Annotated in this window: 16 protein-coding genes, 2 tRNA genes and 1 pseudogene; 8 read left to right on the top strand and 11 right to left on the bottom strand. The window is 72.3% G+C overall.

Features of this window, described 5'->3' with window-relative positions; genetic code table 11:
* Positions 1 to 6: 6 nt before the first annotated feature.
* The 3 genes from ACFT4A_RS27830 to ACFT4A_RS27820 all read right to left on the bottom strand — a co-directional run bounded on the left by ACFT4A_RS27830 (position 7) and on the right by ACFT4A_RS27820 (position 1,388).
* Positions 7 to 747 (bottom strand): hypothetical protein, encoded by a 741-nt coding sequence (locus tag ACFT4A_RS27830; protein WP_382834982.1) that lies wholly within the window; start codon positions 745 to 747, stop codon positions 7 to 9.
* A gap of 293 nt (positions 748 to 1,040) precedes the next feature.
* Positions 1,041 to 1,113, bottom strand: a tRNA-Arg gene (locus ACFT4A_RS27825).
* Positions 1,114 to 1,297: 184 nt separating this feature from the next.
* Positions 1,298 to 1,388: transfer RNA gene (locus ACFT4A_RS27820), tRNA-Ser, on the bottom strand.
* Positions 1,389 to 1,552: 164 nt separating this feature from the next.
* Between ACFT4A_RS27820 and ACFT4A_RS27815 the strand changes: the two genes are divergently transcribed.
* Both ACFT4A_RS27815 and ACFT4A_RS27810 read left to right on the top strand, forming a co-directional pair.
* Positions 1,553 to 2,083, top strand: coding sequence for an SSI family serine proteinase inhibitor (locus ACFT4A_RS27815; RefSeq protein ID WP_382834979.1), 531 nt, complete (start codon positions 1,553 to 1,555; stop codon positions 2,081 to 2,083).
* A 383-nt stretch (positions 2,084 to 2,466) separates the two neighbouring features.
* Positions 2,467 to 7,158, top strand: coding sequence for a PAS domain-containing protein (locus ACFT4A_RS27810; RefSeq protein ID WP_382834976.1), 4,692 nt, complete (start codon positions 2,467 to 2,469; stop codon positions 7,156 to 7,158).
* 125 nt (positions 7,159 to 7,283) lie between these two features.
* Here the strand turns inward: ACFT4A_RS27810 and ACFT4A_RS27805 are convergent, their stop codons facing one another.
* On the bottom strand, positions 7,284 to 7,862 hold the full coding sequence (locus tag ACFT4A_RS27805; RefSeq protein ID WP_382834973.1) for a TetR family transcriptional regulator: 579 nt from the start codon (positions 7,860 to 7,862) through the stop codon (positions 7,284 to 7,286).
* 129 nt (positions 7,863 to 7,991) lie between these two features.
* On the opposite strand from ACFT4A_RS27805, the gene ACFT4A_RS27800 reads away from it, so the two are divergent.
* Positions 7,992 to 9,197 (top strand): MFS transporter, encoded by a 1,206-nt coding sequence (locus tag ACFT4A_RS27800; protein WP_382834970.1) that lies wholly within the window; start codon positions 7,992 to 7,994, stop codon positions 9,195 to 9,197.
* A gap of 55 nt (positions 9,198 to 9,252) precedes the next feature.
* Positions 9,253 to 9,846: a GNAT family N-acetyltransferase gene (locus tag ACFT4A_RS27795; protein WP_382834966.1), complete on the top strand. Its 594-nt coding sequence runs from the start codon at positions 9,253 to 9,255 to the stop codon at positions 9,844 to 9,846.
* 43 nt (positions 9,847 to 9,889) lie between these two features.
* On the opposite strand, the gene ACFT4A_RS27790 is transcribed toward ACFT4A_RS27795, so the two are convergent.
* The 6 genes from ACFT4A_RS27790 to ACFT4A_RS27765 all read right to left on the bottom strand — a co-directional run bounded on the left by ACFT4A_RS27790 (position 9,890) and on the right by ACFT4A_RS27765 (position 15,588).
* Positions 9,890 to 11,536 carry a long-chain fatty acid--CoA ligase gene (locus ACFT4A_RS27790; RefSeq protein WP_382835019.1) on the bottom strand — a complete coding sequence of 549 codons (1,647 nt, stop codon included), beginning with the start codon at positions 11,534 to 11,536 and terminating at the stop codon, positions 9,890 to 9,892.
* Positions 11,537 to 11,729: 193 nt separating this feature from the next.
* Positions 11,730 to 12,290, bottom strand: a complete 561-nt coding sequence (locus tag ACFT4A_RS27785; RefSeq protein WP_382834963.1) for a SigE family RNA polymerase sigma factor — start codon at positions 12,288 to 12,290, stop codon at positions 11,730 to 11,732.
* Between the two features lie 96 nt (positions 12,291 to 12,386).
* Positions 12,387 to 13,595: a lipid-transfer protein gene (locus ACFT4A_RS27780; protein WP_382834960.1), complete on the bottom strand. Its 1,209-nt coding sequence runs from the start codon at positions 13,593 to 13,595 to the stop codon at positions 12,387 to 12,389.
* Between the two features lie 112 nt (positions 13,596 to 13,707).
* Positions 13,708 to 14,127 carry a MaoC family dehydratase gene (locus tag ACFT4A_RS27775; RefSeq protein ID WP_382834957.1) on the bottom strand — a complete coding sequence of 140 codons (420 nt, stop codon included), beginning with the start codon at positions 14,125 to 14,127 and terminating at the stop codon, positions 13,708 to 13,710.
* Positions 14,124 to 15,080, bottom strand: a complete 957-nt coding sequence (locus ACFT4A_RS27770; RefSeq protein ID WP_382834954.1) for a bifunctional MaoC family dehydratase N-terminal/OB-fold nucleic acid binding domain-containing protein — start codon at positions 15,078 to 15,080, stop codon at positions 14,124 to 14,126. The genes ACFT4A_RS27775 and ACFT4A_RS27770 overlap by 4 nt, the downstream gene beginning before the upstream one ends.
* Positions 15,081 to 15,261: 181 nt before the next feature.
* The gene (locus ACFT4A_RS27765) at positions 15,262 to 15,588 is read right to left on the bottom strand and encodes a hypothetical protein (protein WP_376389351.1); all 327 of its coding nucleotides are present in this window, start codon (positions 15,586 to 15,588) and stop codon (positions 15,262 to 15,264) included.
* 368 nt (positions 15,589 to 15,956) lie between these two features.
* Here ACFT4A_RS27765 and ACFT4A_RS27760 point away from each other — a divergent pair, with 368 nt between their 5' ends.
* The 3 genes from ACFT4A_RS27760 (at position 15,957) to ACFT4A_RS27750 (ending at position 18,161) form a co-directional block, all read left to right on the top strand.
* Positions 15,957 to 16,823: a bifunctional DNA primase/polymerase gene (locus ACFT4A_RS27760; RefSeq protein WP_382834951.1), complete on the top strand. Its 867-nt coding sequence runs from the start codon at positions 15,957 to 15,959 to the stop codon at positions 16,821 to 16,823.
* A 294-nt stretch (positions 16,824 to 17,117) separates the two neighbouring features.
* A complete protein-coding gene (locus ACFT4A_RS27755; protein ID WP_382834948.1) occupies positions 17,118 to 17,606 on the top strand; it encodes a hypothetical protein in 489 nt (162 codons plus the stop codon).
* Positions 17,607 to 17,615: 9 nt separating this feature from the next.
* Positions 17,616 to 18,161 carry a DinB family protein gene (locus ACFT4A_RS27750; protein WP_382834946.1) on the top strand — a complete coding sequence of 182 codons (546 nt, stop codon included), beginning with the start codon at positions 17,616 to 17,618 and terminating at the stop codon, positions 18,159 to 18,161.
* Here ACFT4A_RS27750 and ACFT4A_RS27745 read toward each other — a convergent pair.
* A pseudogene (locus ACFT4A_RS27745) lies at positions 18,146 to 18,451 on the bottom strand (GNAT family N-acetyltransferase); the annotation flags it as partial. The gene ACFT4A_RS27750 and the pseudogene ACFT4A_RS27745 sit on opposite strands and share 16 nt — an antisense overlap.
* A gap of 131 nt (positions 18,452 to 18,582) precedes the next feature.
* Here ACFT4A_RS27745 and ACFT4A_RS27740 point away from each other — a divergent pair.
* Positions 18,583 to 19,155 (top strand): GNAT family N-acetyltransferase, encoded by a 573-nt coding sequence (locus ACFT4A_RS27740; RefSeq protein ID WP_382834943.1) that lies wholly within the window; start codon positions 18,583 to 18,585, stop codon positions 19,153 to 19,155.
* Positions 19,156 to 19,321 lie beyond the last annotated feature (166 nt).

Genomic DNA, 19,321 nt, shown 5'->3' with positions numbered 1-19,321 from the left:
ATCACCTCACTTGCTGCATGCCTGGGAGATGGCGGAGATACCGATGAACGCCTTGACCGCCTCACGCTCCTTGGAACCGACGTGCTTGCCGTTCACGAAGCGCCAGATGATGTTCGCGGTCTTCTTCGCCCCGTACCTCTTGAACAGCGCAACAGCACGGGCGACCTTGATGCTGGAGCCTGCCGGCGCGAAGCTGATCAGAACGGCCGCGACGGCGGCACCGCACTTGACGGCGAACTTCGTCTTGTCCCACCACCCAAAGGTGGTGACCATGCGGCTCCCCATTTGGCTCCCCTTGCCGCCGGTGAGCTGGGCGAGGGCGGATTCGCGCACCTCGGCGTTGGCGAAGACGGGCAGCAGCGCGGCCTGGGCCTCGGCATCGCCGGGGTACGCGGCCTGCACCAACTTCTCGGCGGTCGGCTTCGCGGGCAGTGCGGCCAGACGCGTACGGAAGGCGTCTGCGTCCGGGGCAGGGCGGGTCAAGGCGACGTCCAGCGCGGCGGCGAACTGCTCCTCGGTCACTCCGAGTTCAGCCACGCTCTGCGCGAGCACAGCACCCTGCTCCTGCTCCTCGGGCGTGAAGTCCGAGTCGTCTGCGGCCAGAGTGGCGTTGACGCTGGTCTGCGATACCGGCTCCGCAGCATGGGCACCTGTGGCGGTGGCGAACAGAGCACCGGCGGTCACCACTGCAACGATCATGGCGCTGGTGCGCTGGATTACGCTCCGCGGCCTGGTACTGGTGGTCATACGAGATTCCCCGTGTTCCATGTTCACTTGTCCGAGGCGTCTTGCGCCTCGGTGGTCGAAATAGAACGTATGACCTTCGTGAGGGGATCGTGAAGCGCCTTGAGCAAGATCAGAGCTTGCTGCCTCCTGAGCGATGGACGGACCGCGGGTGGACCGGAAACGTCCAGCGGCGGCCCACGGTGAGCCGCGAGTCCGGTAAATATCGTCAGTTTGAAGCCGCTAGCGCGCCCGGCTGCCGTCAAGACAAAAGCCAGAGGCCCTGTGGATCTCTCCACAGGGCCTCTGGTCTGCTGTGCACTCGGCAGGATTCGAACCTGCAACCTTCTGATCCGTAGTCAGATGCTCTATCCGTTAAGCTACGAGTGCTTGTTCTGTTTTATCGCCGCTCTCGGGCCTTCCGGCTCGCTCGCGGCGACAGGAAGAACATTACATGACTGCCGCCGCCATGTGAAATCCGTTTGCCGTACCCCTTGTGAGCTGGGGAAACGGCTGTTCCGGCCGGTATGACAGCGAAGCCCCGGTCGGGTGACCGGGGCTTCGTGATCAGGTGCGGAGGCGGAGGGATTTGAACCCTCGATGGGCTTTAAGACCCAAACCGCATTAGCAGTGCGGCGCCATAGACCGGACTAGGCGACGCCTCCACGCACATCCTCCCGCGCGAGCGCGAGTCGGTGCTTGCCGATGATGACACAGTCGAGCGCCGCGTCACCAATCGCCCCCCACGGTACTAGGCAGGAAGGTCGCAGGGCAAAAGGCTTCTCGGGCTGTCGCGCAACGTCCCGGGGCACGCCGCGTTAGTCAGGACATGTCGACTGCCATTTCCCGGGCCACCGCCCGAACCGCGCCCCGGACCACCCCCCGCACCGGTCTGCGGCGCCTCGCCCTCGGTGCCGCCGCCTCCGTCGCCGCCCTCGGGGCACTGGCCGCGGTGTCGCCGGCCGCGTACGGCCAGGCCGGGCTCGGCGAGGTCAAGAGCAAGAACAACAAGAACAAGGAGCGGGATCACCTCACCGTCACCGTGCGGAACGCGGGCAACGGGGCCGACGGGACCTTCGAGCTGTACTGCGGACCCGCCGGCGGCAGCCACCCCGACCCGAGCGGCGCCTGTGCCGCCCTGGAGCGGGACACGCGGTGGGGTCAGGAAACCTTCGCTCCCGCCCCCAAGGGTGGCTTCTGCACCATGCAGTACGGCGGGCCCGCCACCGCGCGCGTCACCGGCACCTGGGCCGGGCGCCCCGTCGACGCCACGTACGACCGCCGCGACGGCTGCCAGATCTCCCGCTGGGACCGGCTCGTGCCGCTCCTGCCGGACATGAGGGCCGGGCAGGGCGCCTGAGGCGCGTCGCGTCCCCCTCATCGACTCCGGCGCCGGCCCATACAGACCCACACCCCCGCCCCGCCCCCGCCCCGTTTCGTCCCTCCGTACCTCGTCCGGTTTTCGCCCCTCCCCGCCCTCCTTCTCGCCGGCCCGGCCAAAAGGTACAGAACCACCTTCGTCGTAAAGGTCCCGCGAAGGTCCCGCGACGTCGTCGCAGGAGGGCGGGCGTTTGGCGGTTACTCGGTCGTCAGTTCGGGGTCACTTGCTCGTGCGACCTCGCTCTCATCCGGCGTCGCGAGCGCAACCGCAGCCCTTAGACTCCCTCGCGTGACACGCTGCGGGACGGTTGGCAAGATGGCCCGAGCGGTCGGCAAGGTGCGGTAACAGGGAGGAAGCGTCTCGTGAGCAGCAGGCCATCCCGAGGCGCTGCTCGCCTCGCAGCCATACTGGATGCGCTCCCCGACGCGTTGGTGCTGGTCAATGCCAACGGGACGGTCGTCAACGCCAACACCATCGCCCTGGAGGCCTTCGAGACTCCGGGCACCGCTCTGGTGGGGCGCGGGCTGCTCGATCTGCTGCCGCAGTTCGACTCCAAGCTCATCCCCGGCTCCATGCGACGGCCGGAGCACCTCGATCCGCAGGGCCGGACCAAGCCGCACCGGATGATCGCGCGCAGGACGGACGGGACCGAGTTCCCCGTCGAGGTCACCAGTGCGAATCTGGAGAACGGGCAGCAGGCCTACGACGGTTACGGCTACACCGGCGACGAGCTGCTCATGCTCGTCGTACGCGATCTGTCCGGGACCGTGGACACCGAGGCGGAGCTCGCGCGGTCGCAGCGGCAGACCGAGATGATTCTGCGGGCCGCCTCCGAGGGCGTCGTCGGGACCGACACCGACGGGCGGATCGTGCTCGTCAATCCGGCCGCCGCCCAGATCCTGGGCTTCCGGGCCAGCGATCTCGGCGGGCGGGAACTGCACGAACTCGTGCTGCACTCGCGTGCCGACGGGTCGGACTTCCCGTACGAGGAGTCGCCGCTCGCCGACACCCTGCGCTCCGGGCGCAAGCACCGGGTGCGCGGCCAGGTCCTGTACGCCAAGGACGGCGGCAAGGTGCCCGTCGATCTGACGACCGCACCCGTGCGCGACGGCGACCAGCTCGTCGGCGCCGTGATGACCTTCACCGACCGGCGGCCGTACGACACGGTCGTCGAGGAGAAGGACGCGGCCGAGAAGCGGCATGAGGAAGAGCTGGAGAAGGTCGCCGAGGAGCACGCCTCCGAGCTGACCGCGCTGCGCCAGCGGCACATCACCGAGCTGGAGGAGCTGGCCGAGCGGCACGCCGAGGAACTCGGCGCGAACGAGGATCGCTACGCCGCGCTCGGGGAGCGGGAGAAGGACCGGTTCGAGGCGCTCGCCGCCCGGCACGAGCAGTTGCTGACCCTGCTCGGGCGGTCGCTGCGCGGGCCGCTGGAAGAGCTGCGCCGCGAGCTGGCCGCGCTGGCCTCCGACGACGCCGGGCAGCTGTGGCCCGAGGCCAACCAGGTGCTGCACCACCTGTCCGCCGGCTATTCGCGGATCACGACGCTCATCGACAACGTCCTCGGCTACCAGCGGCTCGACACGGGCAGCGAGAACATCGCCCGTACGAAGGTGATGCTGGACGCCGTCGTCGCCGCCGGGGTCGACGGGGCCGTCGAGCTCATCGGGCCCGGGCGGGTGCAGTTCGCCGTGCACGCGCCGCCCATCGAGGCCGAGGTCGATCCCCGGCTGCTCGCCACCGCCCTCGCGCATCTGGTCGCGGACGTGGCCGGGGTCGACGCGACCGGCAACACGCCCCTGTCGGCGGGCGGTTATCTGGACAACACCGTCGTGGTGGCGGCGGCGCAGCGCGGCGAGGTCGTACGCATCGAGGTGCGCGGGCCGTACGCCGGGGGCGACACCGTGCACGAGCCGATCGTGCGGGGCATCGTCCGGGCGCACGGCGGCGTGCTGCAGACGCATGACGTGCCGGGGATGAGCGGGAGCGCGTACGTCCTCGAGGTGCCGATCGGGGGCGGGGCCGGGGCCGTTGCCGCGGATGCCGCCGCCGAGGCGGTGGACGAGGGCGTTCCCGAGGCCTTGAGTGAGCAGACCTCCGGTGGGGGGCGGCGCCGGGCGCGCCGTGCCACCACCGATGCCTTCCTGGACGGAGACGTTCCGGCCGAGGGCGACGAGGCCGATGGTTCCGGTGCTTCCGGTGGGGCTACTGGGCGGCGCCGGAGGCGAGGTGCCGGGGAACCGGCCGCTCTTCCGGCGCAGGCTTCCGGTGAGGGCGCCGGGTCGGGCGGTACCGGGCGGCGGCGCGGGCGTCCGGCCGAGGGCGCCGTCTCGGAGGCCCTCGCCATCGAGGCCGTCGGGAGCGCCGTCCAGGGTGTCGCCGAGGGGGCCGTCGTCACGGCCGCCGAGCATGCGGCCGGGACCGCCGCCTCGAACACGGGGCTGGGCGGGACCGTTCCGCCGCAGGGTGTGCCCGAGGCCTCCGGGCGGCGGGCCCGGCGTGAACCCGGGGAGCAGCGCGCGCTGCCGCCGGCGCTGCCCGCGCCGTCCGGTGACGCCGGCTCCGGTTCGGCCGACGAGGCGCAGGGACAGGCCCAGCAGCCGACCGGGCGCCGACGGCGTGCGCTGGCCGCCGCCAACGAGCGGGCGGCCGCGCAGCAGGCCTCCGGGCCGCGTCCGGTGTTCGCCCTGCCGCCGGCCGAGGCCGATCAGACGACCCCGGACGAACCGGTCCACCAAGGCGTGTCCGTCCCCGCGCAGGGCGTTCCGGCCGGACAGACCGACCAGGGGCAGGAGGCCGTGGCGGTTGCCGCGGCGGCCGCCTCCGGTGACGCCGTGGCCGAGGAGGGGCGGCACGACGCCGTACCCCACGACCAGTCCGCCGATCACACTCCGCCGCAGCCGCATCCCACGAGTGCGCCGACGGGCCGTCGCCGGCGGGCCGTGGTACCGCAGCAGGGCGAGGCGGCCGCCGCGGTGCAGGCGCCCGGTGCGGTGCAGGCGCCCGGTGCGGCGGGTGCCGCGCCGGCAGGTGCCGTACCGGCCGGCGCCGAACCGGCTGCTGCCGTACCGCCCGGTTCCGTGCCTGCGGGGCCCGGGCAAGGGGTTCCCGCGCAGCAGGACGCCGCGGGTCAGGTTCCGCCGGGGCTGGGCGCGCCCGTCCAGGTCGGGGTGGCCGCCGCCCAGGTCGCGCCGGGTGCGACCGTGCCGCCGCAGGGCGACGCCGTTCGGCCCCAGGGGAACGCGGCCGCCCAAGGAAGCGCCCCGCAGGGCGTGTCCGTACCCGTGCAGGGCGGGCTCGGGCACAGTGTGCGGGCGGCCCTCCCGGGGCAGGCGCTGCAGCCTCCGGCCCAGGGTGCGCAGCCCCTGCCGCAGCAGGGCGTCACCCCACCGGCGCAGCAGTCCTCCGCCGGGCAGCCGCTCCCTGCCGAGGCGGCCCCGGGGCAGGGAACACCGGCCCAAGGCATCCCGGCTCAGGGCACTCCCGCCCAGGGGGCTCCGGCTCAAGGGGCTCCGGCTCAAGGGGCTCCGGCTCAGGGCGCTCCCGCCCAGGGCGCTCCGGCTCAGGGCGGCATCCCCGCACCCCAGCCCTGGCCCGCCGCCGACGACGACAGCACGGGGGCCGGTTTCGCCCTGCCCCCGAACGGCACGGCCCCTCAGGCGCCGCAGCCGAAGACCCCGGCCCCGAACACTCCGGCTCCGGGCGCCCCGTTGCCCCCGGAGGGCGCGGCGCAGGCGCAGCGGGCGGCCCAGCCGTTGCCCGCGGAGGCCTCGGCGCCCGTCGATCCGAACTCGACGCAGGGGCGGGCGATCAGCGTGCGGACGCTGGGACAGGGCGTGCCGTTCAACCGGCAGGCGGCCCAGGTCCAGCAGCCGCCGTCCCTGTCCGTCCCCCTGCCGACGGCGACGCCTCCCCCGCACCAGCCGGGCGGATCGGGTCGGCGCCGCAAGCTCGGCACCCCGCCCGACCCGGCCACGCGCAGCGATCAGGCCACGCGTACGGAACCGGCGTCCCGTCCTGAGCAGGGTCAGCGCCCCGAGCAGGCGGCGCGTCCGGAGCAGGCGGCTCGCCCGCATCCGACGACCGAGCCGACGCCCCCGCCGGTCGCCGCCCAGGTGCCCGCCCCGGCGTCCGCGCCCGCCCCGGCGCAGCCGTCCCTCGCCGGTCAGTCCCGGCTCGCGCAGCTGACCGAGGGCGGCGGGCGGTCGTACGCCATAGGCGCACCCGACGAGAACGCCGCCGAGGGGCCCGAGCCGCTGGACGGGCCCGGGGGTGCCGTCGAGGTGGCCGATCCGCCGCGTCCGCAGCCGATGGACGACGAGCTGCCGCCGGAGCCGCTGGACAACCCGCGGCGGCTGCTGGTGTGGCCCGCGCCGGACGTCAGCACCCAGCAGGCGCTGAGCGACCGCGGCTACCGGCCGGTGATCGTGAACTCGCGCGAGGAGGTCAACGCGCAGATCGCGGCGTTCCCCGCCGCGCTGTTCGTCGACCCGCTGACCGGGCCGATCACCCGTACGGCGTTGCAGTCGCTGCGCCAGGCCGCCGTGGCCGCCGAGGTGCCCGTACTCGTGACCGCCGGGCTCGGACAGGCCTCGCGGGACGCTGCCTACGGTGCCGATCCGGCCGTGCTGCTGAAGGCGCTGGCGCCGCGCGACAGTGAGCAGCACCCGCCGCGGGTGCTGCTGATCGAGGAGCACGCGGAGATCGCGCTGGCGCTGACGGCGACGCTGGAGCGGCGCGGGATGCAGGTCGCGCGGGCCGCGAGCGACGCGGACGCGGTGACGCTGGCGAGCGACTTCCGGCCGAACCTGGTCGTGATGGACCTGATGCAGGTGCACGGGCGGCAGGCCGGGTTCGCCGGGATCATCGACTGGCTGCGTGCGAACGGGCAGCTGAACCGCACCCCGCTCGTCGTCTACACCGCCGCCGTCGACCAGGCCGACCTGCCGCGGCTGGCGTCCGGGGAGACGGTGCTGTTCCTCGCGGAACGCTCCACCAGCGGCGACGTGCAGACCCGGATCGTCGAGCTGCTGAGCAGGATCGGGACCAACTGAGTCGGTTCGGGGCCGACTGACCTGGTTCGGGACCGGCTGAGCCGGCGGTCGGCGGTCGGCGGTCGGCGGTCGGCGGTCGGCAGTCGGCGGTCGGCGGTCGGCGGTCGGCGGTCGGCGAGCCGGTCCTACCGGGCCGTCAGCCTGCGTGCCGCCTCCTTGACCGACGTGCGCAGGCGGTCCCGGGCGTCCTCGCCGTCGCCGACCAGGATGCGCCGCATCTGCGGGACGACGGCGCTCCAGTTGGCCAGGGCGGTCAGCAGGAACAGCAGGTCGGCCGCGGGGACGGCGTCGGTGATGACGCCCCGGTCCTGGCCGTCCTGGAGGGCGGCGACCTTGCGGGCGTAGTGCTCCTGGCGGTCGGACTCGTGAGGCAGTTCGGCGCTGCCGTACTCCAGGCCCTCCCAGAAGAGCAGGCGCAGCAGCTCCGGGTGGGCGGCGTGGTAGTCCATGACGCGGTCGACCCAGCTCTCGATGTCGTCCGGGACGACGGGGACGTCCTCGGCGAGGTGGAGCATCTTCTTCTCGAGGACGATCGCGAACAGCTCCGCCTTGTTGCCGAAGTAGGCGTAGATCAGCTGCTTGTTGGCCTTCGCCTCGGCGGCGATGCGGTCGATGCGGGCGCCGGCGATGCCGTGCCGGGCGAACTCGGCGACCGCCGCCTCGAAGATCCGGGCCTTGGTGGCCTCGGGGTCCCTTGGTGCCATGGGGGAGAGGGTAGCGCGCCGAGTAACCAACTGTTTGGTTGACAGGGAATCCACGGGCGGCTCACACTGTTGCCCCGTTATCCAACCAACCAGTTAGTTGCTAGAGCCGACTCCAAGGAGTCCCCCTCAATGCCGTCAGCGACCACGACCACGTCCCGCCGGGCCGGCCAGGCCCCTCCTCGGCAGGCGCGTACGCCCGCCCCCGGCCTCTTCCTCACCCTGATCGCCGTGTGCAGCGCGGTGACCGCCGCCAACATCTACCTCGCCGCACCGCTGCTCTCGCTCATGGCCGACGACTTCGGCTCGGCCCCCTCGGCCGTCGCCTGGATCGCCTCGGTCGCCCAGCTCGGCTACGCGGTCGGCCTGCTGTTCTTCGCCCCGCTCGGCGACAGCGCGAACCGGCGCCGGCTGGTCGCCGGGCTCACGCTCGTCACGACCGTCGCGCTGGGTGCCAGTGCGGCCGCCCCGGGCGCCACCGCCCTCGCGGTCGCCATGTTCGTCGCCTCGGCCACGACCGTCATCCCCCAGCTGCTCGTCCCGCTGGTCGCCGAACGCGCCCCCGCCGACCGGCGTGCCCGTCATGTCGCGGCCGTCATCGCGGGCCTGTTCACCGGCATCGTCGGGGCCCGGGTCCTGGGCGGACTGGCCGGGCAGGCCTTCGGCTGGCGCTGGGTGTTCGCGGGCGCGGCCCTGCTCACCCTCGTCCTGGGGCTCGCGACCGCGCTCGTCCTGCCGTCGCGGCGGCGCCGGGAAGGCCCGCTGTTCGCCGGAATCGCCGCGCTGCCCTCGGTGCTGCGGCACTCGCCCGACCTGTGGCGGGCGTGCCTGCGGCAGGCCGGGATGTTCGGTGCGTGGAGTGCGCTGTGGACCGCGCTCTCCCTGCTGCTGACCGGACCCGCGTACGGGCTGTCCCCCGCGACCGCCGGGCTCTTCGGGCTCTTCGGGCTGACGGCGAGTGCGGTGGCTCCGCTGGCGGGCGGGTTCGTGGACCGGTTCGGCGCGGCGCGTGTCGTGCGGTCCGCGTATCTGCTCGCGGCCGTGTCCGTGCCGCTGTTCTGGCTGGGCGGGCACGCTCTGGCAGCGCTGTTCGCCGCCGCGATCGCGATCCACGCGGCGCTGGTCGCCTCCCATGTCGCCAACCAGACCCTCGCCCTGACCTCCACATCCACCCCGGCCACCGCCAACACCGCCTACGTGGTCGCCGGCTTCGCGGGCGGCGCCGCCGCCTCGGCGCTCGGCGGGGCCGCCTTCAGCCACTTCGGCTGGGGCGGGGTGTGCGCGGTGGCGGGGGTGTGGCTGGTGCTGGGGTGGGGGCTGACGGCGGTGCGGCGGTGAGGTGACGGCGCAGGGCGGGAACGCGGGGTGGCGGGCGGGCAGATGAGGCTCCCGGGTGCGAAAGGGCCGTGGACAGCCGTACGCCGAGGTGGACATGATCGGTCTTGTGCACCGGGAAGCCGTGACCCTCAGCAGGATCGTTTCGGAGGACTGGGCCGCCGTCCACACCTGGGCGAGTCTGGCCGAGGCCTGCCGCTATCAGCCGTGGGGGCCGAACGCGCCGGACGAGACGCGGGAGTTCGTGGCGGGCGCGGTCGGCGCCTGGTCGGACAGGCCCCAGCGCCGGTTCGCCTATGTGGCTCGCCTCGGGTGGGAGGTCGTGGGGATGGGGGAACTGCGGGTGCGCGGCGGACCCCAGCGCCAGGGCGAGATCTCCTACATCGTGCATCCGCGTGTCTGGGGGCGGGGCATCGGGACGGAGATCGGGCGGCTGCTGCTCGCGCAGGCCTTCGGCGAGCTGCGGCTCCACCGCGTGCATGCCACCTGCGACCCGCGGAATCTCGGCTCCGCTCGGATCCTGGCCAAGCTCGGCATGACGCTGGAGGGGCGCCTGCGGCACACCCAGCTCATCCGTGACGGCTGGCGGGACTCGCTGGTCTTCGGCGTGCTCGAGGACGAGTGGGACGCGGGGAGCGCCGGGCAGGGGTGAGCCCCCTGGCGGCGGCCAGGGGGCTCAGGGGTGTTCGGCGGGGTCAGCCGAGCCGGGTGATGTCCAGGTCGCCTTCCGCGTACTGCCTGCGCAGTACCTTCTTGTCGAACTTGCCGACGCTCGTCTTCGGGACCGACTCGATGACCGTCCAGCGCTCCGGGAGCTGCCACTTGGCGATGTGGCCCTCGTCGGCGAGGAAGGCGCGCAGGGTCTCGAAGGTGGCGGTGGAGCCCTCCTTGAGGACGACCGTGGCCAGGGGGCGCTCGCCCCACTTGTCGTCGGGGACGGCGACGACGGCCGCCTCGGCGACGTCCGGGTGGGCCATGAGCGCGTTCTCCAGCTCCACCGACGAGATCCACTCGCCGCCGGACTTGATGACGTCCTTGGCCCGGTCGGTGAGGGTGAGGTAGCCGTCGGGGGAGATGGTCCCCACGTCGCCCGTCTTGAGCCAGCCGTCCTCGCTGAACTTGTCGGCGGGGCGGAGCGGGTCGGCGTCCGGGCCGTTGTAGTAGGCACCGGCGATCCACGGGCCGCGTACCTCCAGCTCACCGGCCGACTCGCCGTCCCAGGGGAGGCGTTCGCCGCCGGGGCCGGTCAGGCGGCCCTCGACACCGGCCGGGAAGCGGCCCTGGGTGAGGCGGTAGGCGAGCTCCTCCGCCGTGCCGATCGCACGGGCCGGCGGGCGGGCGATCGTGCCGAGCGGGGACGTCTCCGTCATGCCCCAGGCGTGGCAGACCCGCATGCCCAGCTTGTCGAAGGCCTCCATGAGCGACGGCGGACACGCCGCGCCGCCGATGGTGACCTGGCCGAGGGAGGAGACGTCACGCGGGTTCGCGGTCAGCTCGGCGAGCAGGCCCTGCCAGATGGTGGGGACGGCGGCCGCGTGGCTGGGCTTCTCGCTCTCGATCATCGCGGCGAGCGGGGCCGGCTGGAGGAAGCGGTCCGGCATCAGCATGTTCACGCCGGTCATGAAGGTCGCGTGCGGCAGACCCCAGGCGTTCACATGGAACTGGGGGACGACGACGAGCGAGGTGTCCTCGTCGGTCAGGCCCATCGACTGGGCCATGTTGACCTGCATGGAGTGCAGATAGATGGAGCGGTGGCTGTAGACCACGCCCTTGGGGTCGCCGGTGGTGCCGGAGGTGTAGCACATGGCGGCGGCCTGGCGTTCGTCCAGCTCGGGCCAGTCGTACGACGTCGGCTTCCCGGCGATCAGGTCCTCGTACTCGTGCACCCGCGCGGTGGCGTCCGCGAGCAGGGAGCGGTCACCGGGGCCGGTGACGACCACGTGCTCGACCGTCTTCAGGTGCGGGAGCAGCGGGGCGAGCAGGGGGAGCAGCGAACCGTTGGCGATGATCACGCGGTCGGCGGCGTGGTTGACGATCCAGGCCAGCTGCTCGGGCGGGAGGCGGAGGTTCAGGGTGTGCAGGACCGCGCCCATGGACGGGATCGCGAAGTAGGCCTCCACATGCTCCGCGTTGTTCCAGGCCAGAGTCGCGACGCGCTCGTCGCCGGCGACGCCGAGGTCATCCCGGAGCGCGTGGGCCAGCTGGGCGGAGCGGGCGCCGATCTCCGCGAAGGAGCGGCGGTGCGGCTCGTCCTCACCGGTCCAGGTGGTCACCTGCGATGTCCCGTGGATCGTGGACCCGTGGGTCAGGATCCTCGAGATCAGCAGCGGTACGTCCTGCATCGTGCTCAGCACGGCGTCCTCCCGGGGGCGACATTGCCTACGCGGTGGTAAGGGTTGCGCTGATTCTGCGCACATACCGCGCGGTATGTCACTAGGACCGGGCGATCGATCACATCACGCCAAGCGGAGGGAGGGGTTCAGACGTGGCCGAGGCGGCGTGCGAGCGGCCTGCGAGTGGCGGGCGAGGCGGGGCTCACTGGCGGACAAGTCCCAGCTCAGCGTCCTCGCGGAGCTTTCCCAGCGCACGCGAGACGGCCGACTTCACCGTGCCCACCGAGACGCCGAGCACCTCGGCCGTCTGGACCTCGCTCAGGTCCTCGTAGTACCTGAGGACGACCATCGCCCGCTGCCGGGCGGGCAGCCGCATGATCGCCCGCCACATCGCGTCGCGCAGCGCCTGCTGCTCGGCCGGGTCGTCGCTGCCGGTCACCGGCTCCGGCTCGGGCATCTCGTCGCAGGCGAACTCGTCGACCTTGCGCTTGCGCCACTGCGACGTCCGCGTGTTCAGCAGCGCCCGGCGCACATAGCCGTCGAGGGCGCGGTGGTCCTCGATACGCTCCCAGGCGACGTACGTCTTGGTGAGCGCGGTCTGCAACAGGTCCTCCGCGTCGCTCGGGTTGCCGGTGAGCGAGCGTGCGGTACGCAGCAGCACCGGCTGGCGGGCCCTGACGTACGACGAGAACGACGGATACGGAAGGGTCTGCGCCGCTGGTGCAGCGGCCTTCGACGCGCTGGTGCAGACGATTGTGGTCATGGCTCAACGCTAGGAGCGGGCCGGGTCCGGCGGATCGGCCGCAGGTCCCGAAGCGAAGTCCCCCTCAGGTTGTAGTGGTAGGGCCTGCTGCACCTCCTACAGGTGGAGCGGGGGGACCGGGGTACTGCGGGTTGTCCCCTGCGGGTCGGCGGTGAGTACGAGTCCCGACGTGGGCACGCCCGTCCCCGCCGTCACCAGGACCCGTTCCGCTCCGGGGATCCGGTTCACCGCCGTGCCCCTGATCTGCCGGACGGCCTCCGCGATCCCGTTCATCCCGTGCAGGTACGCCTCACCCAACTGTCCCCCGTGGGTGTTGAGCGGCAGGCGCTTCTCGGCCACGAAGTCGGGGGCCTCGCCGGGGCCGCAGAAGCCGAACTCCTCCAGCTGCGTCAGGACGAACGGCGTGAAGTGGTCGTAGAGGATCCCCACGTCGATGTCGGCCGGTGCGAGTCCGGAGGTCCGCCACAGCTGCCGGGCCACCACCGCCGTCTCGGGCAGGCCGGTCAGGTCGTCGCGGTAGAAGCTGGTCATCTGCTCCTGCGCGCGTCCCGCGCCCTGGGCGGCCGCCGCGATCACGGCGGGCGGATGGGGCAGGTCGCGGGCCCGCTCCACGGAGGTGACGACGAGGGCCTGTCCGCCGTCGGTCTCCTGGCAGCAGTCCAGCAGCCGCAGCGGCTCGACGATCCAGCGGGACGCGGCGTGGTCGGCCAGGGTGATGGGCCGGTTGTGGAAGTACGCCGCCGGGTTGGTCGCCGCGTACGCGCGGTCGGTCACGGCCACGTGCCCGAACACCTCCGGCTTCAGCCCGTACGTGTGGAGGTAGCGCTGGGCCGCCATCGCCACCCAGGAGGCCGGGGTGAGCAGGCCGAACGGCAGCGACCAGCCGAGCGCGGTGCCCTCGGCCGACGGCTCTCGGTGCCGGACGCCGGAGCCGAAGCGGCGGCCCGAGCGTTCGTTGAACGCCCGGTAGCAGACGACCACGTCCGCCACGCCCGCGGCGATCGCGAGGGCCGCCTGCTGGACGGTGGCGCAGGCCGCGCCGCCGCCGTAGTGGATCCGGGAGAAGAAGGAGAGCTCACCGATGCCCGCCGCCTGGGCCACGGTGATCTCCGGGCTGGTGTCCATGGTGAACGTGACCAGCCCGTCGACGTCGGCGGCGGTCAGCCCGGCGTCGTCCAGGGCCGCCCGCACTGCCTCGACGGCCAGGCGCAGCTCACTGCGGCCCGAGTCCTTGGAGAACTCGGTGGCCCCGATCCCGACGATGGCCGCCCGACCGCCGAGGGTGTCATGCCGACGGGGACTCATGACGGGCCTGTTGGGGACGTTGCCGGGCTTCTTGGGGGCATTGCCGGGCCTCCTCGGCTCACGGCGGACGCGGAAACACGACACACGACGGCCGCGGAGACCGTGTCGTCGGTCATGACCGTCCACCGGGAGCCGTCGTCGTCCCGGCTTCCGCCGGAATCGTGACCGTCACCGTGCCGGTGACGTGCTGGCCGATGGCGTTCGCGCCGATGACCCGGACCGTCAGTGTGTCGCCGTCGACCTCCTCGACCGTGCCGGTCAGCACCATCGTGTCGCCGGGGTGGTTGGGCGCGCCGAGGCGGATGGCCACGCGGCGCAGCACGGCCCGGGGGCCGAAGTGGTCGGTGATGTAGCGGCCGACCAGGCCGTTGGTCGTCAGGATGTTCATGAAGATGTCGGGGGAGCCCTTCTCCCGGGCCAGGTCCGGGTCGTGGTGCACGTCCTGGTAGTCGCGGGAGGCGATCGCCCCGGCGACGATCAGGGTCCGGGTGACCGGGATCTCCAGGGGCGGGAGGGAGTCGCCGACGTTCATTCCGCGACCCCCTGGAAGACGGGCAGCACCAGCTCTTCGTCGTAGCGCCGGAAGTCGAGCCGGACCGGCATGCCGATCCGCACCTTGTCGTACGGCACTCCCACCACGTTGCTGACGATCCGCACGCCCTCCGCGAGCTCGATCAGCCCGACCGCGTAGGGAGGCTCGAAGGCCGGGAAGGGCGGGTGGTGCATGACGACGTACGAGTAGACCGTGCCGTCGCCGCTCGCCTCGACGGTGTCCCACTCCGGGGAGCCGCAGCTGTTGCAGCCCGGCAGCCAGGGGAAACGCAGGTCGCCGCAGCCGGTGCAGCGCTGGATGAGCAGTGCGTGGCGGGCCACGCCCTCCCAGAAGCCGGCGTTGTCACGGTTGACGACCGGGCGGGGGCGGCGTTCCTCGGGCGGCCCGGGCGCCTGTTTCTTCGGCCGGCGTGCGGGGGCGTACTTGAGGATGCGGAAGCGGTGGGTGCCGGCGAGTGCGCCGCCGGCCCGGACGTCCGTACGGGTCGTGACGAAGTGCCCCGCCCCCAGCTTCGTGGTCTTCAGGTCCGAGACCGACTCGATCACCGAGTCGAAGGTGATCTCGTCGCCGGGGCGCAGGGGGCGCAGATACTCCTGCTCGCAGTCGGTGGCGACGACCGCGTGGTAGCCCGACTCGTCGAGCAGGCGCAGCAGTTCGTCGTAGGCCGCCGTGCGTTCCGGGCTGCGGGAGAGGCCCGCCATGGTCCACGCCTGGAGCATGGTGGGCGGAGCGATGGCGTCCGGTCCGGTGTAGGCGGGGCTGGTGTCGCCCATGGCCTCGCACCAGTGCCTGATCATCGGCTCGTTGACGGGGTCCCGGCCGACCCCGGTGGCGGCGGCCGGGCGGCCCTCGTAGGCCTTCAGGCGCGCCTCGAACTCCTCGGATCGCTCCGACGCCTCGGACTCCTCGTGGACCTCCGGCTCACCGTTCACGATTTCTGACTGTCCGTCAGATACGCGGCGACGTCAAGGCATGCGTCGAGGCATCGCACCCCACGGACGCGAAAACGCCTGCGCGGCGACACCGAAGTGCCGCCGCTCAGACGCTTGTCACCCCACGAAGCGCACACCCACACGAACGGCGGGCCGATGCCGGTACACCGGCCCGCTCAGCTCACCACCACAGCGGGGTGAAGCTGACGGCGGTGTTGTCGTTGCCCTGGTTGACGGCCGTGAAGGCGGAGCCGTTGACCTGCGCGGTGTTGCTCTGGTTCGAGGCGCCCTCGCCGACGGCCTGCTGGTTCGTGGTGGACGAGGTGCCGAAGTTGTCACCGCCGACGCCGCTGCCGAGGACACCCGACTCGGCCTCCGTGACGGACGCGATCGATCCGTTGTCCGCGAAGGAACCGTTGTCCGCCGTCGCGATGCCGGTGAAGAGGGCGGCCGCGAGCGGAAGGGCGGAGACGGCGGCGATGACGCGGGCGGTACGGATGCTTGCCATGTTGTTGTCCCTCCAAGGACTGCTGAGACTTCAGAGACTTCAGAACCAAGGACTGCGTGGAGAAGTACTGCCGTTTCCAGGGAAGTTGGCCGACCGCCCTGGTCCGTTGCTCGACGTCGCGAGACCAGAGTTGCCCACCGAATCCCTGGCGAACCACACCGGAAGCCTCTATTCGCACTCAAGCGTGATGACATATCGATAAACCCCTTTGCGTCACTTCAGTACCGGATCGGGGTGGAAGGGATGGTTCGGACCCTGGTGCCGCAAGGGGTGAAGCGTTCCGGCACTTTTCGGGCGCAGGCCTCCGCCCCGGCGCGTCGCACCCGCCCCCTCTTTCCTTTTTCGAACGTACGTACGAAACTAGAGCCATGGCCACCACCGACCGGCAGGCCACGACGCTGGCCCTCGCACACGCCCTGTCAGCCGCCGAGCGCGGACTGGCCGTCATCCCTCTGTCCCGCACCAAGCTCCCGGCGCTGCGCTCCCCGCACCGCGACGGCCCCGCGCCCTCCCCCTGCCACGGCGCGTGCGGCCGGCTCGGACACGGCGTGTACGACGCCTCCAGCGACCCGACGCGCATCCGCGAACTGTTCGCCGCGGCGCCCTGGGCGACCGGCTACGGCATCGCCTGCGGCCTGCCCCCGCACCAGCTCATCGGCGTCGACCTGGACGTGAAGACCGGCACGGACTCCTCGGCGGCCCTGCGCGAGCTGGCCCTGCGGCATCTGTTCACCATCCCCCCGACGGTGGTCGTCCTGACCCCGTCCGGCGGGCGTCACCTCTGGCTGAGCGGCCCGCCCGACGTGGCGGTCCCCAACTCGGCGGGCCGTCTCGCCCCCGGCATCGACATCCGGGGCGCCGGCGGCTACCTCGTCGGCCCAGGCTCCCGCACGGATCAGGGGGCGTACGCGGCGGCTCCCGGGACCGCGCACCTGGCGCCCGCGCCCTGCCCGCGCTCCCTGCTGCGGCTGCTGCTCCCGCCGCCGCGCGTCCACCACCCCACGCCCCCGTCGGCCGGCGGGCACGGCCAGGGCCTGGTCCAGTTCGTCCTCGCCGCGCACGAGGGGCAGCGCAACACCCGGCTGTTCTGGGCGGCCTGCCGCGCGTACGAGGACGGCATCGGCCCGGCACTCGTGGATCCCCTGGTCGAAGCGGCCCTCCACACCGGCCTGTCCGAGCGTGAGGCCCGGACGACGATCGCGTCAGCGGCCCGGATGACGGGGCACCGGCCGTGAGCAGGACGTCGTCGACCCGGGTGACGACGCATCAGCCGCGCCGCTGACGAGACACCGGCCATGAGCAGGGCCTGGCCGACCCTCGCGACGACCGCATCAGCCGCCCCGCTGACAGGACACCGGCCATGAACACGGCCACGTCCACCCGCACGACGACCACATCAACCGCCCGACCGACGAACACCAACCACGAGCGCCAGGCCACGTCCACCCACGCGACAACCACGTCAGCCACCCGACTGACAGGACACCGGCCATGAACACGGCCACGTCCACCCGCACCGAAAGACCTCCATGCACCAGCACGCCGCCCGACCGCCGGCCATGGCGCTCGCCCGTCTCGTTCTCGCCTCCGGCCGCTCGGTGGACCTCGCCGAACTGCGGTTCTCGTCGACGTACGGCGATCTGCTCTCGGCCTGCGGCGACCCACTGGGCGGCTATCCCTGCAAGCCGGTCAACGATCTGCGGATCCGCGAGCTGCTGCGCGCCGCCGAGCGGTCCCACCCCGGCACGCCCGTCCACCTCGTCCCGCCCCCGCGCGAGCGCCCCGACCAGTACGCGGGCGGCCTCGGTCCCGTCGAGGTCCTGCCCGCCGTGGCCTGCCTCGGAACGTTCCACTCCACCGCCCTCGACCCGGCCCACGACCCGGTCCTGTACCGCTCGCGCCTGGCCGTCCTCTGGTTTCAGCCGGCCCCGCGTCTGCCGTCGGGCTGCGACACGGAGCGGGCGTTGCGGGACATCGACTGGCCGGGACTGGCCCGGGACGCCAGGGCGGTTGCGTAGGGTCGCCCGATGAGCGATTCCCGTACGGAACTGCCGCGCTGGCAGTTCGAGTTGACCTGGTCGTTGTTCGAGTACCACTTGGAGCGGCTTGAGCCCGAGGACTTCCTCTGGGAGCCCGCGCCGCACTGCTGGACCATGCGCCGGGCGCCCGACGGCACGTGGGTACCCGACTGGGCCGACACCGAGCCCGACCCGGTGCCCGTCCCCACGATCGCCTGGGTGAGCTGGCACATCGGCTGGTGGTGGAGCGTCACCCTGGACCACGTGCGGGGCCTGCCGCCCCGCGACCGCACCGACATCGCGTGGCCCGGCGAGGGCGCCCCCACCATCGAGTGGCTGCGCGACCTGCGCACTCAGTGGCTGGCGATCCTGGACAACCTCACCGACACCGATCTGGACGCCACGGCTTCGTTCCCGTCGCAGGGCGACCCCCAGTACACCGTCGCGCACATGGTGGCCTGGGTGAACGCCGAGCTGATGAAGAACGTGACCGAGATCGGCCAGCTGCGGCTGCTGCGGGCTGCGTCGACGTCGGCGGCTCAGTCCCCTGTGTAGCGGTGGACCGTCGGCTCCCGGGCCTGGAAGCCGAGCCGCTCGTAGAGCCGGTTCGCCGCGGCGCGGTCCGGCCGGGAGGTGAGGTCGACGGTACGGGCCCCGGCCCGGCGGGCGAGGCACAGGGCCTCCTCGATGAGCAGGCCCGCGATGCCCTGCCCCCGCGCCGCGTCGTCGACGACCACGTCCTCGACGCGCCCCCGCAGCCCGGACGGCAGGGGCAGCAGCACGAGCGTCAGGGTCCCGATGATCGTGCCGCCGGACCGGGCCACGAGCACGGTGTTCGCATCACAGCGGCAACCGCCCGAAGCGGTCGACGAGTTCCTCCCTCGGCTCCCGGGTGAGCGCGTATCCCCGCGCATCCGGGCCACCCGCCGGAAACAACCAAGCGGCGAACACCCCAAGGCCATGCCATCGTGGTGCCATGAGCATCGACGTCCGCCCGGCCACGGATTTCGACGACGTCCGTGCCGTGCTCGGGCCGAAGTCGCCCGGGGCGAATGTCTGCTGGTGTCTGAGCTACCGGATCCCCTCCAAGCTCAACAAGGAACTGCGGGGCCCGGCCCGGGGCGACTACGTGGCGGAGTTGTGCCAGGCGGACCCTGCCCCGGGCGTGCTCGCCTTCGAGGGTGACGTACCCGTCGGCTGGGCCGCCGTCGCACCGCGCTCGGACACCGCCTTCGCCCGCAACCGCAAGATCCCGCACGTCGACGACCTGCCCGTCTGGTCGCTGTGGTGCGTCCGGGTCCGCCCCGGCCACCGCAAGCAGGGCATCTCGCACGCGCTCATCTCCGGCGCGGTCGACTTCGCCCGCGCCCAGGGCGCACCGGCGATCGAGGCGTACCCCCTCGACAACGGCGACGCCAAGGTCGACCTGACGATGGCCTACGCCGGACTGAGGAAGAATTTCGAACGAGCCGGCTTCACCTACGCGGCCCCCACCACCTCGGTCCTGGCCGGCCATCCCCGCATCCTGATGCGCCTCGACCTGCACTGATCGGACCGGCATGCGAATGCCCGACCGCTGGCGACGGGGGATGCACCAGCGGTCGGGCTATGGCCAAGGGTAACAAGCGCTTGCGCGGGAGGAGCCGACTGTCTGTCAGGAAAAGCCAGGTTGTGACTCGTATCACTCAACTGCCGTACAGGCAGGCCCTGTTGTC

The sequence above is a fragment of the Streptomyces sp. NPDC057099 genome, assembly GCF_042671245.1.
GTDB lineage: Bacteria > Actinomycetota > Actinomycetes > Streptomycetales > Streptomycetaceae > Streptomyces > Streptomyces purpurascens.
The sequence above is the reverse complement of the archived record's forward strand: the minus strand, read 5'-3'. Positions and strand labels throughout refer to the sequence as shown.

Bases quoted from the DNA above. Each gene is read 5' to 3' on its own strand.
- ACFT4A_RS27800 (WP_382834970.1), top strand. From the start codon at position 7,992: ATGCCGTCAGCGACCACGACCACGTCCCGCCGGGCCGGCCAGGCCCCT.
- ACFT4A_RS27765 (WP_376389351.1), bottom strand. From the start codon at position 15,588: ATGGCAAGCATCCGTACCGCCCGCGTCATCGCCGCCGTCTCCGCCCTT.
- ACFT4A_RS27785 (WP_382834963.1), bottom strand. From the start codon at position 12,290: ATGACCACAATCGTCTGCACCAGCGCGTCGAAGGCCGCTGCACCAGCG.
- ACFT4A_RS27775 (WP_382834957.1), bottom strand. From the start codon at position 14,127: ATGAACGTCGGCGACTCCCTCCCGCCCCTGGAGATCCCGGTCACCCGG.
- ACFT4A_RS27740 (WP_382834943.1), top strand. From the start codon at position 18,583: ATGAGCATCGACGTCCGCCCGGCCACGGATTTCGACGACGTCCGTGCC.
- ACFT4A_RS27750 (WP_382834946.1), top strand. From the start codon at position 17,616: ATGAGCGATTCCCGTACGGAACTGCCGCGCTGGCAGTTCGAGTTGACC.
- ACFT4A_RS27805 (WP_382834973.1), bottom strand. From the start codon at position 7,862: ATGGCACCAAGGGACCCCGAGGCCACCAAGGCCCGGATCTTCGAGGCG.
- ACFT4A_RS27790 (WP_382835019.1), bottom strand. From the start codon at position 11,536: ATGCAGGACGTACCGCTGCTGATCTCGAGGATCCTGACCCACGGGTCC.
- ACFT4A_RS27815 (WP_382834979.1), top strand. From the start codon at position 1,553: ATGTCGACTGCCATTTCCCGGGCCACCGCCCGAACCGCGCCCCGGACC.
- ACFT4A_RS27830 (WP_382834982.1), bottom strand. From the start codon at position 747: ATGACCACCAGTACCAGGCCGCGGAGCGTAATCCAGCGCACCAGCGCC.
- ACFT4A_RS27780 (WP_382834960.1), bottom strand. From the start codon at position 13,595: ATGAGTCCCCGTCGGCATGACACCCTCGGCGGTCGGGCGGCCATCGTC.
- ACFT4A_RS27755 (WP_382834948.1), top strand. From the start codon at position 17,118: ATGCACCAGCACGCCGCCCGACCGCCGGCCATGGCGCTCGCCCGTCTC.
- ACFT4A_RS27760 (WP_382834951.1), top strand. From the start codon at position 15,957: ATGGCCACCACCGACCGGCAGGCCACGACGCTGGCCCTCGCACACGCC.